11 protein-coding genes are annotated in these 15,097 nt (G+C 63.8%); 2 read left to right on the top strand and 9 right to left on the bottom strand.

Annotated features, from left to right (window positions below):
- Positions 1-2: 2 nt before the first annotated feature.
- The 4 genes from AOA14_RS07200 to AOA14_RS07185 form a co-directional block, all read right to left on the bottom strand.
- Positions 3-977, bottom strand: coding sequence for an NADPH:quinone oxidoreductase family protein (locus AOA14_RS07200; protein WP_062901287.1), 975 nt, complete (start codon positions 975-977; stop codon positions 3-5).
- Between the two features lie 21 nt (positions 978-998).
- Positions 999-2,960 carry a flavin-containing monooxygenase gene (locus AOA14_RS07195; protein ID WP_062901286.1) on the bottom strand — a complete coding sequence of 654 codons (1,962 nt, stop codon included), beginning with the start codon at positions 2,958-2,960 and terminating at the stop codon, positions 999-1,001.
- A 103-nt stretch (positions 2,961-3,063) separates the two neighbouring features.
- Complete coding sequence (locus AOA14_RS07190) at positions 3,064-4,698, bottom strand: AMP-binding protein (protein ID WP_062901285.1); 1,635 nt, start codon at positions 4,696-4,698, stop codon at positions 3,064-3,066.
- Between the two features lie 47 nt (positions 4,699-4,745).
- A complete protein-coding gene (locus AOA14_RS07185; RefSeq protein ID WP_062901284.1) occupies positions 4,746-5,924 on the bottom strand; it encodes an iron-containing alcohol dehydrogenase in 1,179 nt (392 codons plus the stop codon).
- Between the two features lie 229 nt (positions 5,925-6,153).
- Here AOA14_RS07185 and AOA14_RS07180 point away from each other — a divergent pair, with 229 nt between their 5' ends.
- Entirely contained in the window at positions 6,154-7,224 is a 1,071-nt protein-coding gene (locus AOA14_RS07180; RefSeq protein ID WP_238929745.1) for a CaiB/BaiF CoA transferase family protein, read from the top strand.
- A gap of 182 nt (positions 7,225-7,406) precedes the next feature.
- On the opposite strand, the gene AOA14_RS07175 is transcribed toward AOA14_RS07180, so the two are convergent.
- The 3 genes from AOA14_RS07175 to AOA14_RS07165 form a co-directional block, all read right to left on the bottom strand.
- Complete coding sequence (locus AOA14_RS07175) at positions 7,407-9,461, bottom strand: alkaline phosphatase D family protein (protein ID WP_062901282.1); 2,055 nt, start codon at positions 9,459-9,461, stop codon at positions 7,407-7,409.
- 370 nt (positions 9,462-9,831) lie between these two features.
- Complete coding sequence (locus AOA14_RS07170) at positions 9,832-10,086, bottom strand: YciI family protein (RefSeq protein ID WP_062901281.1); 255 nt, start codon at positions 10,084-10,086, stop codon at positions 9,832-9,834.
- Positions 10,087-10,156: 70 nt separating this feature from the next.
- Complete coding sequence (locus tag AOA14_RS07165; RefSeq protein WP_062901280.1) at positions 10,157-11,131, bottom strand: quinone oxidoreductase family protein; 975 nt, start codon at positions 11,129-11,131, stop codon at positions 10,157-10,159.
- 97 nt (positions 11,132-11,228) lie between these two features.
- Here AOA14_RS07165 and AOA14_RS07160 point away from each other — a divergent pair, with 97 nt between their 5' ends.
- Positions 11,229-12,113 carry a LysR family transcriptional regulator gene (locus AOA14_RS07160; RefSeq protein WP_062901279.1) on the top strand — a complete coding sequence of 295 codons (885 nt, stop codon included), beginning with the start codon at positions 11,229-11,231 and terminating at the stop codon, positions 12,111-12,113.
- Here AOA14_RS07160 and AOA14_RS07155 read toward each other — a convergent pair.
- Together AOA14_RS07155 and AOA14_RS07150 are read right to left on the bottom strand one after the other, a co-directional pair.
- On the bottom strand, positions 12,110-13,390 hold the full coding sequence (locus AOA14_RS07155; RefSeq protein ID WP_202988423.1) for a M23 family metallopeptidase: 1,281 nt from the start codon (positions 13,388-13,390) through the stop codon (positions 12,110-12,112). The genes AOA14_RS07160 and AOA14_RS07155 overlap by 4 nt on opposite strands.
- A complete protein-coding gene (locus AOA14_RS07150) occupies positions 13,338-15,059 on the bottom strand; it encodes a ComEA family DNA-binding protein (protein ID WP_202988422.1) in 1,722 nt (573 codons plus the stop codon). Before AOA14_RS07150 ends, AOA14_RS07155 begins: the two co-directional genes overlap by 53 nt.
- Positions 15,060-15,097 lie beyond the last annotated feature (38 nt).

Raw genomic sequence — 15,097 nt, 5'->3', positions numbered from 1 at the left:
CGTCAGGGGGTGACGATGATCTTTCCGATCCGCGTACCCGACGCGAGAGCGCGTAGCGCGGCGGGGGCGTCGGACAGGGCGAAGCGCTGATCGATGACGGGCCGGATCCGGCCGCGCTCGGCAAGGCGGAAGATGATGGCGAGGATCGTCCGCACCCGCGCCGGATCGCTTTCGCCAAGATAGCGCGCATCCACGCCCGCCAGTTCGCCCGACTTGAGCAGCGGCAGATTGGCAGGAAGCCGCGGGATTTCGTCACCCGACGCGAAGCCGACGACCAGGTGCCGGCCATGTTTGGCGAGCGAGCGGAAACAGGGCTCGAACAGCGCGCCGCCGACCGGATCGAACACGCGATCGATCCCGCCGGGATAGCGGGTCTTGAGGTCGGCGCGCCAGTCGGGATTGCGATAGTCGAGCACCAGCTCGGCGCCGAGGCCCGCAACATGGCGTATCTTGGCGTCTCCCGAGGCCAGGGCGGCGACGCGGCCGCCGCTGGCATAGGCGAGCTGGACCGCCGCCGATCCCACCCCGCCCGATGCTCCGGTCACGAGCAGCGACTGGCCTGCTTCATATTGGCCGCGATCGAAAAGCCCGTAATAGGCCGTCAGGAAGTCGAGGATAAGTGCCGAAGCGCCTGCGGCATCAAGGGCATCGGGCACCGCCACGCTGCTTGCGGCGCTGACGATCGCCTGTTCGGCAAGCCCGCCGCCGAATTGCCAGCTCGCGATGCGCTGGCCTTCCGTAAAGCCCTCGACATCATCGCCCACCGCCTCGATGCGACCGACAATCTCGCCTCCCGGAATGAAGGGCAACGAGGGCTGCACCTGGTAAAGGCCGCGCATCACGAGTGCATCGACAAAACCGAGCGCGGTCGCTTCGACATGGACGCGGATTTGACCGGGACCCGGCGGGAGGCTGGCCCGCTCCTCAATCGCGAAATCCTCGATCGCGCCGAGGCGGCGGCCTTGAAAGACTTTCATCGGTTTTGGCCTCGCCGCCGCCTAACCGGCTTCGGCGCGGGCATCGAGCCCGTCGCTGTCCTGCCGCCCGAAAGCCAGGTCGTCCGCATTGGGCGAGCGGGTCATGCGCCAGAAGGCATCGTTACGCCACGGCGTGATTGCAATCACGCGGCCCTTCGCGTTTCGGTACCAGTTCTCGGTCCCAGGATGCGTCCACACGAGCTTCTCATGCGCTTCGTCGATCTGCCGCCGATAGTCCTGATAAACCTCATCCTTCACCTCGACCGTTGCGGCCCCGCGGGCGGCGCTTGCAAGAACGACCTCGCCCGCAAAATGCATCTGGTTTTCGATGTTGCGGATCATGCTGCCGCCATGGCCCGAACCGACATTGGGACCGAGCAGAATGAACAGATTGGGAAAGCCCGGCACCAGTGTCCCGAGATAGGCAGCGGCGTCATCTTCGCCCCAGATGTCGCGCAGCAACGCGCCGTTCCGTCCGATCACCTCATAGGAGCCGAGAACGCGGGTGGTCTGGAATCCGGTCGCAAGAATGATGACGTCGGCTTCGACCTCGATCCCCGACGACGAGATCAATCGATTCCCCTCCACCCGCGCCAGATGTTCGGGAATCAGCTGGACATTGGGCTTGAGGAGCGTGCGATACCAGCCGTTGTCGAGCAGCATCCGCTTCGCGAAGGGCGGATAGTCGGGAAGCACATCCGCTATCAGGTCGGGCCGCTCGGCCAGCTGCTCTTCGACGTAGCGGGTGAAATGGCGGCGGTGACCATCGTTGATCGCATTGACCGCGCGTTCGGGGTGCGGCCAGCCGGGATCGCGTCGAAGCGTGCCATGGACGCGGTCATTGAACGTCCACGACAGACGCTGTTCGAGCCAGGCCCGATAGAGCGGCACGGCCTGCATCAGATAGCGCACGCCGTCGGGAACCGATTTGCGGAACTGCGGAAACGGCGCCGCCCATTGTTTCGACCGCGCAAAAAGGGTGAGCGAACGCACCTCGTCGGCAATCGCCGGAGCAACCTGCATGCCCGATGCGCCATTGCCGATCACCGCGACCCGCTTGCCCGAAAGATCGGCGCCTTGCGGCCAGCGGCTGGTGTGGATCACTTCGCCCTCAAAGCCGTCGAGACCTTCGATGCTCGGATATTGGGGGATGTTGAGAATGCCCACCGCGCTGAAGAGATAGTCCGCGCGATGCGCGGCCGTGCTGCCATCGGGCTTCGAGACCACGACCTCCCACTGCTGCGCGTCGTCGATCCACCGCGCCGACTCGACCTTCGAATTGAACTGTGCGTGCGCTGCCAGCCCATATTCGCGCGCGGTTTCGAGAAGATAATTCTCGATCTCGTCGCGCAGCGGGAAATATTTCGACCAGTCGTTGGGCCGACATGAGAATGTATAGGTCAGCGAAGGCGTATCGACCCCGCATCCCGGGTAGCGATTCTCGAACCAGGTGCCGCCGAAATCCTCGTTCTTCTCGAACAGCACATAATCGATGCCCAGCCGCTGAAGCTCGATCCCGGCGCAAATGCCAGAGATTCCGCCTCCGATCACGATCGCCGACTTGGTCTTGAGCAAGGGTGGTATCGCACGCGGCGTCGGCGCGTACAGCATCCCGGCGGCGACGATATCGCCATATTCCTCGGGAACATGCTCGGTCATTGCCACGCTCAGCATCCTGGCGAGATGCGCATTGTCGGGCCGCGGCAGGGCGAGCGGCGTGCCCGTCAGCCAGGCCTTGATTGCCAGCCGTGCGGCTTCGCGCACCTCGCGCTGGATGTCCTCGGGCAGCTGGCCGCTGTCATTGTCATCGAGGCCCGGTGCGCGTGCCGGCCGATAGGGATCTTCGAGCCACTTTTCCTCGCCGGTCATCTGGTGAAGCAGCATCAGCAGGGCAGGGATATTTGCCTGCTCCACCCCCGATTCCAAAAGCGGCCAGTCGATCCGGTCCGCAGCGATCGGCCGGTCGGTTATCGGTTGGGTCATCTGACAAATATCCTGAAAAAAGCGGAAAAACGGGCGCGTGCGCCGGCTACGACGCCGGTGAAGCGAGGGCGGTGCCCCGCGCGCGATGCGGAGGCCGGAAGGATCATGGCGAGAAGGATTCGCGGCGAACCCGCAGACCGGCCGCCTCGCGATCCCAGGTGTCGTGCGTGACGCCCTCGCGCCGCAGATCGGTCTTCAACACTTTTGCCGATGGCGTCTTCGGCAGTTCGTCCAACACGCGAAAATAGCGCGGGACCATGAAATAGGGCATGGCTTCGATCAGGAATTGCGCGAGCGCGGGGCAGTCAATCGACCGGCCGGGCACCGGTGCGACAATGACCATCACCTCATCCTCGGAATATTCGCTCGGCACGGCGATAGCAGCCGCCTCGCGAACGTCGGGGTGGCGGCAGACTTCGGCCTCGACTTCGAAGGACGAGATATTCTCGCCCCGGCGCCGGATCGCGTCTTTGACCCGGTCGACAAAATAATAATAGCCATCCTCGTCACGGCGAAAGGCGTCGCCGGTGTGGAACCAGCCGTTGCGCCACGCCTCCGCGGTCGCCTCGGGGTTCGCATTATAGCCGCTGTTCATCGCCCAGGGCCGGTCGGTGCGGACGAGCATCTCGCCGATCTCCCCGATGGCGACCTCGCAATCATCGCCGTCGACGAGGCGGACCTCGACCCCCGGGCGCACCCGCCCGCAGGTGCCGACCTTCACCGGATTGGCTTCCGACACGATCGGCGAGGAAATCTCGGTCATGTTGAAGATCGTGTAGATATCGATTCCGAACCTCTCGGTGAAGGCGGGCGCATCGCCGGTCAACGGCACCATGAAGGCCTTCTTGACCCCGTGGTCGCGGTCCTGCGCGGCCGGAGGCGCCTTGAGCAGGAATGTGGCCATGACGCCGAGCAGAAAGACGACGGTGGCGCCGGTTCGCTTTGCAACTGCCCAGAATTCGTCGGTCGAAAAATTGTCGATCAGCGCGACCGAAGCGCCGCGCGCGAGCATGACGAACGGCGGCCCCATCCCGCCGATGTGAAAGATCGGCGCGACACACATATAGCGGTCGTCCTCGCCCACCATCGGCCAGCTTTCGGGTCCGGCATTCGAGAACATGTGAAGATAGGACGACAGGACGCCCTTCGAGGGACCCGTCGTGCCCGACGTGTAGATGATCGACTGGATGTCCCAGGGTTCGATCGGTCGTTCGAGCGGCAACCCGTCCGAGGGGTCGCCTTCCACATCGTCGTAACGCACCACCGGAAGAGGGGCTTGCGCCGCGGTGCCGGCTGTCGTGACAACAAGACGTTCGAGACCGCCAAGATCGACTTCGGCGAGACGCGGTACAAGATCGGGGTGAACCAGCAGAAGCCGCGCCGACGCGTTGGCAAGCACATGCTCGAGCAAGCCGCCCCGATAAGCGGTGTTGAAAGGCACGAAGACGGCGCCGAGGTAGTTGATCGCATAAAAGGCCAAAAGCGCGTCGGGCCCATTTGGCAGCCACACCGCCACATGATCGCCCTGCTTGACGCCGAGCGCGCGCAGGCCGGCGGCCTTGTCGCGAACGCGGGCGCGGATGTCAGCAAAGCTCCATTCGGACCCGTCCGGAAAGACGATATGCGCCTTGTCGGGCCGCTCGGCCGCCCAGCGGTCGAGCAGGTAGCGCAGCACGCATTCGTCGCGATTGGGAATGCGCGGATCCTGAAAGTCTCTCGCTCGCGCGGCGTCCGGCATAGTCACCCCTCTGTCTTCCTTGGCTATCGTCCCGGCTCCGGCCATCGTCAGGCGGCGCGCCGAAGGATTTCGAGGATGTCGGCGGCCGAGGTGACCGGCCGGGGATTGGTGCGGCCCCAGATGTCGAGAAGCGTATATTCGGCGACCTGCTGGAAGCGGCTTTCGTCTACCCCCACCTCGCTCAGCCTCCGCGGCATTCCCAGCCCCGCGATGAAGGCATCGAGCGCTGCCGAAGCGCTCGCATGCTCGCCCCCGAGCACCGCGAGCGTGCGCGCCTGACGGCTTGCATCATGCTCGGCGTTCCACGCCAGGACATAAGGCGACATCACGCAGGAGGTATATCCGTGCGGGACATCGCAGGTGCCGCCCAGAATATGGCCAATTGCGTGGCTTGCGCCCATTGGAACGCCGCCGATGATGCTGATCATCGACTGCCATGCGCCGATCTGGCATTTCAGGCGGCCTTCGAGATCGCCCGGATCCGCCTTCACGCGCGGCAGCCCCTCGACAAGCAGTCGCAGGGCGCTTTCGGCAAGACCGTCGGCAAAGTCGTTCGACTGGTAGGAGGACAAGGTCTCGACCGCATGGTCTACCGAACGGACGCCGGTCGAGAGCCAGAGCCATTCGGGCGTGTGGCGCGTGATGGCGGGATCGAGAACGACCATGACGGGCGCCATGTTGCGGTGCTCATAGCCCTGCTTGTGCTGGGTGACCTCGTCGGTGGCGCCCGACAGCGCGTTGAACTCTCCGCCGGAAAGCGTGGTCGGCACGCAGATGACCGGAATATCGGGACCGATCGTGATCGGGTTGATCACCTCGCCTGCATCGGTGACAAAGGTGCGCAGCGGTTCGAACGCCTCGACGCTTCGCACATCATGCTTGATCAGCAGGGCGACGATCTTTGCACTGTCGGTGACTGAACCTCCGCCGACCGAGACAATCAGGTCGGCACCCGCGGCGCGCGCGGCATCGGCGGCGTTGAGGACATCGCTGCGCGGCGCGTGCGGCGCGACCCCGCTGAAGGTTGCGGCATGACGGTCGCCAAGCGCCGCCTCGATCAAGCCGATTTCGCCGGTTTGTTCGCGCAGCGTCGCCGATGCCAGCAGAAAAACCTTGTTGCACCCCATCTTGGCGGCCTGGTCGGCAATCGCCTCAGCCGTGGGGACGCCCATGGTAACCCGCTCGGTCCGGGTGAAGCGCAATTCGCTCGGGGTGATCTTAGACATCTCGCTCTCCTCTGATCGTCCGGTCTGCGCCGGTCTGGTGAATCAGATAGTGACAGGAGAAGCGTATACTGGCTAGTATATTTTTCAACTGATGGGAATATGGGCGGCGAGCCCGCCAAGGGAGACGGATGACAAACCTATGATAGAAAAAGAAAATGGCTCTGCGCCGCCGGCTGCCGGTATTCGGATTCTGGAATTTTCCGGGCTTGGCCCGACGCCTTTTGGCGCCATGCTGCTCGCCGATCTGGGCGCCGACATCCTGCGCATTGAACGCTTCGGCGCCGGGCGTCCGCTTGGCGGCGATCCGCAGTTCGACTTTCTTTATCGCAACCGCCCCTCGGTGGCGGTCGATTTGAAATCGCCCGAAGGACACAATCTCGTTCGCGAACTGGCAATGAAGGCAGACGTTCTTATCGAAGGGTATCGACCGGGCGCGATGGAACGGCTCGGACTCGGTCCCGAAATACTCTGCGAAGCCAATCCGCGTCTGATTTATGCGCGCATGAGCGGGTGGGGGCAGGCCGGCCCTCTGGCGTCGCGCGCAGGACATGACATCAACTATCTCGCGCTCGCCGGCGCCCTCTATCCTATCGGGCCGAGTGACGCGCCGCCGACGCCGCCGCTCAATCTGGTCGGTAACTTTGGCGGCGGCGGCACATTCCTCGCCATGGGGGTGCTCGCTGCGCTGGTCGAGCGGCAGCGCTCGGGCAAGGGCCAGATTCTCGACGTGGCGATGGTCGACGGTATTTCGGTTCTGCTGACCCAGATGGCGGGCTGGATGCAGATGGGCCTTTGGAAGCGGGAGCGCACCGGCAATCTTCTCGACGGAAGCGCCTATTTCTATCGCTGCTATGTAGCCGCCGATGGCCGGCACATGGCTGTCGGCGCGCTCGAGCGCGAGTTCCATGATGCGTTTCTGGCGGGGCTTGGTCTCGACCCCGGGGATTTTCCCGACTATCTCAACCCCGACGTCTGGCCCGACCGCACGCGCCGGATCGAGCCGATATTCCGCTCGCGTTCGCAGCGCGAATGGTGCGCAATTTTCGATCGGCTCGATGCCTGCGTCTCGCCAGTGCTGACCTTTGACGAGGCGGCCGATCATCCCGCGAATCGCGCGCGTGAAGCGCATGCTCATTCGGGCCGCTCATTGCAACCGGCACCCGCGCCGCGATTTTCGCGGTCCATCCTCCGGTCACCAAGCCCCGTGGTTTCGAGGCCCGATTTGCCCGGCAGCCTGATCGACTGGGCTGTCAGCGAAAATGAAATCCGATCGCTGCAGCAAAAGTCCATCATAGAATAGCTGCGCGGATTTCAGCGGCCGCCGGAAACTTGATCTCCGCCGAGCTCCTTCTGCCGACAGGCATTCAGCGCTCAGATGAGCATTGTTGCGATCCAGATGGTTTCGGTGTCCTGCGATGACCGCTTTTGGTGGATGCACGCAATTCGTCCGGGCTCGTTGCAACCGATTATCCGAAGAGAGCTTCAGATCGAGAGCTTCGCGTCCCCCTCGACAATGCGCTGTTCGAGCCTGGGCTGTGCCCCTGGCTGCCACATTTGGGCGTGGTGCGAGACGCGGTAGCGAAGCGGACCGCCATCGGCGGTTTTCGCCCGCGCGATCGGGCGGACGATGCACACGAACTCGGTTTCGATGGTGTCGGGCCCTGCGCTGACAACTGCATAGCCGTGACCGGCCATGTCGACGAATTCGAGATGGGGCGCAACGTCGGGATTGGTCAGCGCCCGGGCGGCTTCGATGTCGCCGTTCGCCGCATATTCGAGCGCCGCGCGCACCCCGCGCTTGATTGTGAGGTTGATCGTGTGCTCGGGCGGAGCGCCTTCGACCTTTCGAACATAGAGCGGGCGCAAGGCCGATTCCTTGAAGAACTCGGCAGCTTCGCCAAGGCCGGGAGCGGATATCGAACCGGTGATGAAGCTGAGCCCGACCGGCGCGAATTCCGCGGGCGGCAGGGCAGGCGCTGCATATCCGGCCCAGAAGCTGTGGCGGTCGCCGGAAACCGTAACGAAGCCCGGGATCTTCGCGTCGCGAACGAGATCGTAGATTTCGGCGCGTTCGGCGAAGGCTCCGCTCATATCGCCGCCGCCGAAGGTGCCATAATCCCTGCCCGGCCATCGGTCCTTCACCAGCCCCTCGGGCAGGTTCTGGGGATCGGTGCGCATGTCGAGCGTGCCGTTGGTCGCGCCCCAGATCTTCCAGGTCGCAGTCGACTGGGTCAGCCGCGCCTTGAGCCACGCCTTTTGTTCCCGGCCGAGCACAGTATGCGCGGGTTCGTCCTTGCGATAATTGGGAATGCTCCTGTCGCCGATCGCGATGATCGCAGGCGGCTTGCCGCCCGCATAATCCCGCCCGCCGTCGACGATTTCCAGCCACTCTTGCGGGATCACCGGATAGTCGCCGGAGTCGAGCGCCGCCGCCTCGGGCCGATCGGTGGGGTCCGCCGCCTTGTAACTGTGCAGGTCGGTCAGGATCAGATCGACATGCTTGCCGTACCGCAGCGCGCGGTAGGTCGTCATGCTGCCGACCGCGATGCGGTTGTTGATTTCGGTGCCGAAGCCATCGTCGTCGAACGTGTCGATCGCGGCCTTTTCGACGGCAGGCGGGCTAAACTGCTCCAGCGCGGCGCCGGATGCCTTGCGAACGCGCGAGGGGATATATTCCCACCACGCCTGGTTGGCCGCGACGCGCAGCGGCTGCGCGGGCTCGACGGTGGCGCCATATTTGATGAAGCTCTGCCAGCCCTGCCAGGAGAATTCGTGATTGTCGCCCATGCACACGAAAGGAAGATAGGCCCGTGCATCCTGGATATCGGGATCGTCGATATGCGCGCGATAGACGTGGCGGTAGCCGGCGAGATTGGTCGGCACATAGAAATTGCCGACCTTGCGCGCGTCGGGAATGTGGCCGAGATCATAGACCGTGCGCGAATAGCGGTGCGGCGTTTCTTCAGGATATTCGACCACTTCGTAGATGAAGTCGCCGAGATGGAGCACAAAGCCGAGCTTGCGGTCGGCCGCCGCGCGCTCGTCCTCCCAGATCATGCGGGCGTAGGCGTTCTGCGCGCCTTCGTTGACGCTGTTGCAGGACACGAAGGCAAAGCGAACGGGTCGCTGGTCGCTGGCGCGCGGGGCCGTGATCGTCCGCCCGATCCGGCTGCCCGCGCCGCTTTCATCGGCGAAACGGTACCAATAGACCGTCGCCGGCGAGAGTCCGCCGACCAGCGCCCGGCACGTCCAGTCGGCGGCCGCCAGCGCCGGCGTGCGCGCCGCCGCGACGACGCGGCGAAAGTCCGGATCGAGCGCCACCTCGACGGTCAGTTCATGACGGTCGCCCGCGTCGAACGGCCGCCGGGTCCACAGGACGATGCTATGTTCGTCCGGGTCGCCCGACGCCACACCCTGGGGAAAAAGGCGGCGATCCTCTCGCCATGCCATTTGCGAGGGCGCCGCGGACAGACGGGACGCCCAGATGCCGCTGATCCCGATCGAAGCCGCACCCGCCATAAATTTCCGTCGGTCCATTGCTTGTCCCCCTCCTGACCCGTGCCGATCAGGTCGTGATGCAAACTCTAGCCGGGTTGGCCAGACCCGAAAGATTTAGGTCACGAGCGCCCCTGACTTTTCGACCAAGGGTGGAATGCGAGCGGCGCGCGGCTGGCAGAAGGGCAGACGGCGGCGTCGGATGCGTATCTAAGGGGCCTAGGAGAACCCGGGTCGGGAGTTTGTCCCGCGCGCGCGGCCTGGCTTTCACGATGACGGTCGCGCAATCGAAATGGGAAGAGCGGAGATCCGGGTTGGCGGCCGCGGCCCCCATGCCGAACGGATCGCTCTTGCTGACTTTCACCGAAAAGAGACCATCCTCCAGGCACGATCAGAAGACGGCCGCAATGACTCAATCCGCGTTCCATTCGAAGACATCAAGCTGGGAACAGCCTTGCGTGTGCAACGGATCTTTGAAGGCAAACTGCTTTGCCTCGTCGAGGCTGGCGGCAATCAATATATAGGCGCCGCCGGATTGGTCGGTGAAGGGGCCGGCGCATTCGAGCCGTCCTGCATCGCGCAGGCGGTCGAGAAAGGCATAGTGCTCCCCAAGCACTTCTCCACGAAATTCCGGCGTTCGCCGTGAAAGGACGAGGTACTTCATCATCAGGTTCCTTTTCTTTCGGTGATGGCGTACGAAATCCAGTCTTCCATCGCTCAAATCTTCCTGCTCAGGGTCAGAACGTCAGCAAGACGGAACCGGTGGTTCGTCCGGCCTCGAGGGCAGAATGCGCCTTGGCCACGTCGGCCAAGTCAAATTGCGCGCCGATCTCGACGTGCAGTCCGGCTTCCAGTTCTTCGAACAATTCGGCCGCGGCATTCCGATAGGAATCAAGGTCGGCCATATAGGCAAGGACGCTGGGCCGGGCCAAGGCGAGCGACCGCCGCGGGCCCAGTTCGGATATATCGATTGCCGGGAGCGACCCCGAGGCTTGGCCCACACTAACCACCAGGCCAAAGGGTCGGACGCAATCGAGGGTTCGCAGCAAGACGTCGCCCCCGATACCGTCGAAGGCGACATCGACGCCCCGGCCGCCGGTGATGTTCAGAACCTCGCGGACAAAATCGCTCTCTTTGTAAAGCACCGCATGGTCGAGACCGAAGCTCTTGGCCAGCGCCGCCTTTTCGGGCGAGCCGACGGTCCCGATGACGCTTGCTCCGAGTTTGCGCGCCCACTGGCTCAATATCAGGCCAAGGCCGCCTGCGGCGGCATGAATGAGGATGATATCTCCAGGCGAGATGCGTGCAACGCGCGTCAGCAGCATGTGCGCCGTGATACCGCGCAACATGGAAGCCGCAGCGACCGTATCCGAGATATGTGACGGGAGCGGCACTGCCCGGTTTGCCGCCAGCAGGCGCGTTTCGGCATAGCCGCCCATCGGCAGGCCCGCCCAAGCGACCCGGTCGCCCCGACGAAGATGGGTGACGCCATCGCCCAGCGCTTCGACCACTCCGGCCCCTTCGACACCGAGGACGGCGGGCAGGTTGGCTATGGGGTAGAGACCGGTTCGGTGATAGATGTCGACATAATTTACCCCCGCTGCGACGTGACGGAGGCGGATCTCGCCGGGACCAGGATCGCCGACATGCTGGTCATCGACGCGCAGAACAGCCGCATCCCCCACGGCGTGCATTTTCACCACTCGTGCCATCTTCTCGCTCCTTCGCTTTGGAAGCGGGCTGCTTAGGGCATGGGAGCGCGCACAGTAATTCCTTTAGTATGCCCAGTTATTGTGCAAAAATGCACAGATGCAGTGGGATGATCTGAAATATTTTCTGGCGCTTTTCCGGTCGGGGACGCTCTCGGCCGCGGCGCGCACTCTGGGCGCAGAACACAGCACGGTCGCGCGCCGTATTGCGTCGCTCGAAGAAGGGCTTGGCATGCGTCTATTCGAACGGTCCGGTCGCGGATTCAGCCTTACGGCCGAAGGCGAGGCGATCGCGGATATTGCGGCGCGCGTCGAAGAGGAAACCCTCAACATCGCGCGCGTGGCGCAAGGCCGGCAGTCCGATCTGGCAGGCGTGGTGCGCATCAGCGCGCCGCCCACATTCGCCAGCCGATTTATCGCGCCCCGCCTGACGGCGCTTCGGCGCCGATATCCCGGGATCGAGCTCGAACTTGCCGGCGACAGCCGCGCCATCAGCTTGTCGCGCCGGGATGCCGATATCGCGATCCGTCTCAGTCGGCCGACGACGGGTTCGATCGTGACGCGGCGTGTCGGAACGATGGCTTTCGGTCTTTATGGCCAGCGGGACTATCTTGCGAAAGCCGCAGCCTGCGACCGCGATTTTCTCGGCTATGACGATAGCCTCGATCATGTGCTCCAACAGCAATGGCTGCGACGTCTGGAGCCGGACTTGCGCCTGGCATTTCGCAGCAACGAATTGACCACGCTGCACGAAGCGGCGGCTGCCGGGATGGGTTTGGCGGTTCTGCCGCGTTTTCTCGGCGACCCCGACGAGCGGCTCGCGATGGTGGCCACACCCTCACCGCCACCGAGCCGCGAGCTTTGGCTGCTTGTTCATCCCGATCTTCGTCGGTCTCCGCGCATCCGGGCGGTCCTTGATCATATTGTGGACATTGTCATTGCCGGGCGCGCGATACTCGATCCCGAGGGGGCAGCGAGCGATTAAAAGGCGATGACGGCCAGATCCGTGGGCAGTTCCTTATGCCGCGTATCGACGCCCGATGTTGTGGGGCCGGTCCACCCGCCGGGGTTTTCGAGAATATCGAGCGACGGCGCATAGCCTTCCAGCCGGAAGGTGCGAAACGCGAAGGGCAGACCATCTGCACCCAGCGGCGAGGCTGCATCGGCGACATGGATATGAAGGTGCGGAGCATCGGATTGCCCCGAGTTGCCGAGCGCCGCGAGCACCTCGCCCATGCGCACCCGCTCGCCTTCCTTCACTCTGATGCTGCCGGGCTTGAGATGTCCGTAAAGGACGCGCTTTCCACCCGGCAGCCGCAGGACGATATGATTGCCGGCAATCGTATCGAGGCCGATCTTGATAGCAGGCGGGGCCAGGGGTTGGTTGTCGGGCAAGCCATCAAGGATGCGCTCGACGACCGCATCGGCGACCGCCAGAACCGGTTCGCCATATCCGGACCAACTTTCGTTCCTCGAAGGATCGCCCGTAAAGGCACGGCCATGCGCATCGACCTTCACGAAGTCGATCGCATAGCGCTGCGCGATCCGGGCCTGGCCATCCACGACCGCGATCGTTCGGCGGTGATCGGAATCGTTCGACAGCGCATTGGCTGCGAGCCAGTGGCCTGGCCCAAGGGGCGCGTTCACCGCGAGCGGAGCCTCGCCGCTCACCGTCAGTGGCGGGGCTTCCAGAATAGTGCGCGATGGGTCGGGCGGCCCGCTTGATGCCGATGCCACATGGATATGGTGACCAAGACGCAACCCGGCCCCTGTCCCCTTGGGAACCGCCGTGTCGAAATAGACCATGACAAAGCTGCCAGGCCCGATCTGAAGACGGTCGGCGCCCTCTTTCTGCTGTCCGGGCGTCGCAATCATCGTCGCTAAATCCTTCGCCGCAAATGCGCCGAGTGGACGGCCGCCGTTGCTGTCGAAGACGTCGATTTCCGTCAGGATGATCGTGCGCCCCGAATAGTTGGTCAATCGCATCTCGTAGAGAAGATGGTCGCGGCCGGACGCCTCGACCGGCGCAGGCGCTTTACCGAACTCAACATCAAGGGGGACTACCGAGGGCGCCGGCTCTTGACGGGCGGCGGCAATCTCACTGCCCAACAAGGAGGGCGCTATGGTGCTGCATAGCAGCAACAAGGCGAACTTCACCCGAGCCATAGTTGCGATACTCCCATCACTTTGCTGCCAAATCGACATCCGCTCAGCGCCGCGTAAATGCCGGCAGATCGCCGATCTGCCGATGGAATCGGGCAATTTCGCTCGCCTCCCCGGACGTAAGCTTCGCCCTCGTCACGGCTTCGTCGATGCTCGAAAAGCGCGCGCTGTCGCGCGCCTTGACCAGCCGCGATGCGAGATCGCGCTTGCCTGCGAGGAGATAGGCGAGGCTGGTAGCGTCGGCCGTATTGAGGTCGACCACCAAGGGTTCAGTCAATTTCTCGTCCCACGGCGCCGCGGGAATATGGACGTCGGGGTTCGTCATCCAGAGTTCCGGAGCGAGGTGCGCATCAAGCGCGAGCTTTCCCGCCGCGACTTGATCGGTGGCTGCGGCGAAGGCCTGGCGATAGGGCGGCAAATCGCGAAGAAAGTCGGCAAGCTTGCCATGCGCACCGGAACAGGAAAGCCGGGCAGTGGCGTCGCGCAAGTCCGCGCTCGCCGTCGCGCCGCCGGTGGCCTCGAGAAAAATACGAGTGACCTGCTTTGCATCGTCGGGATAGAGCCGGGCCCAGTCGCGAACCAGGTCGACCAGCGGCGCGCGGCCATGCCAGTCCGCGCGCCGAGCGAGAATCGTGAACAGCTTTTCGTAGCGAGCGAGCAAAGCCTCGCGCGTCATGCTTTTTGCGAGGAGCCGGTAGAAGATGGTCGCGGCGACGCCTTCGGACGCCATCTGCGCCTCGCCCGATCTGACGCTGCAGGGGTCTAATGAATAATCGGTTTGCGCGAGGCGCCATCCCTCGATCCCCGAAGCTTGCGCGTCCGATCGGACCGATCCGAAGAGAAAGCCGCCTTGCGGGATCGCCGTCTCGCGCAGCCAGGTCTCGCGGCGGCTGAGCCAATAGTCGGCGGGCGATGGCGCCATGAACCGCGCGCGGGCGCGAAACCCCTCCGACGCCGTCAATGCCAGCGCCAGGGGCTGGAAATGTTCACCGAAACCCTCGTCGAAGGCGGTCGTCGGATCGGTCGTGACAAGCACCGAATGGCCATTTCGCGACAGCGTCGGCGGGATCGGGCCAAGGAGCCGGCGCAAAAGCACATGGCCGAATTCATGCGCGAGCACCTCTTCGAACTGGCCGTCGGCGATACTGGCTTCATCGACCGTGAGATCGATGAAATAGTCGCGGCAAAGTGCGCGGCGCCCCTTGCCGTCCTCGATGAACAGGTCTTTGCGGGCGAAACCGCCGTCTTCGTCGGAAAGATAGACGATGATGCCGCCGCCGATCGTGGGGCAGTCGAACGTCTGCCGGCTTCTGGCCCGCGCCATCCGATCGAGATCGGGAAGCAAAGCAGCGACCCCGCTCGCCGTCGCTGCGAGTAGCCTGCGCTTCAAAGGGCCTTCGGCGATGGGCATGCCAACCGGCAGCTCCCGGCCATCAGACAGCCGCTCGGTGATGGCCTGGCCCGCCGCATCCCGTGCCGGAACGAGAAAGGTCATTTCACCTTCGAGCGCTTGCGCCGGCGCCGCAACGGAGAGTCCGAAAAAGGTCAGTGATGAAAGAATAGTTTTGAACATCGCGGTTTCGATTCGCAGGGCGTCAGAACGGCCACACTGTATTGCTTTATTAATACAGGCGCAAGGCTTGGAATCGCGGTTTTGGCAACAATTCACGGTCGCTCCCGAGGCAGGAATTGAAGTCTGGGCGTCGATGCCCCTTCCCGAATCTCGGTCCTCGGAGCAATGGACGGGCTGGAGAAGCGGCGGCGCCACGCCCGGCATTGAAAGAAAGTCGAAGCCGAGCAGCTATT

The sequence above is a fragment of the Sphingopyxis terrae subsp. terrae NBRC 15098 genome, from assembly GCF_001610975.1.
Lineage (GTDB): Bacteria > Pseudomonadota > Alphaproteobacteria > Sphingomonadales > Sphingomonadaceae > Sphingopyxis > Sphingopyxis terrae_A.
This window is presented reverse-complemented; position numbering and strand designations above follow the sequence as displayed.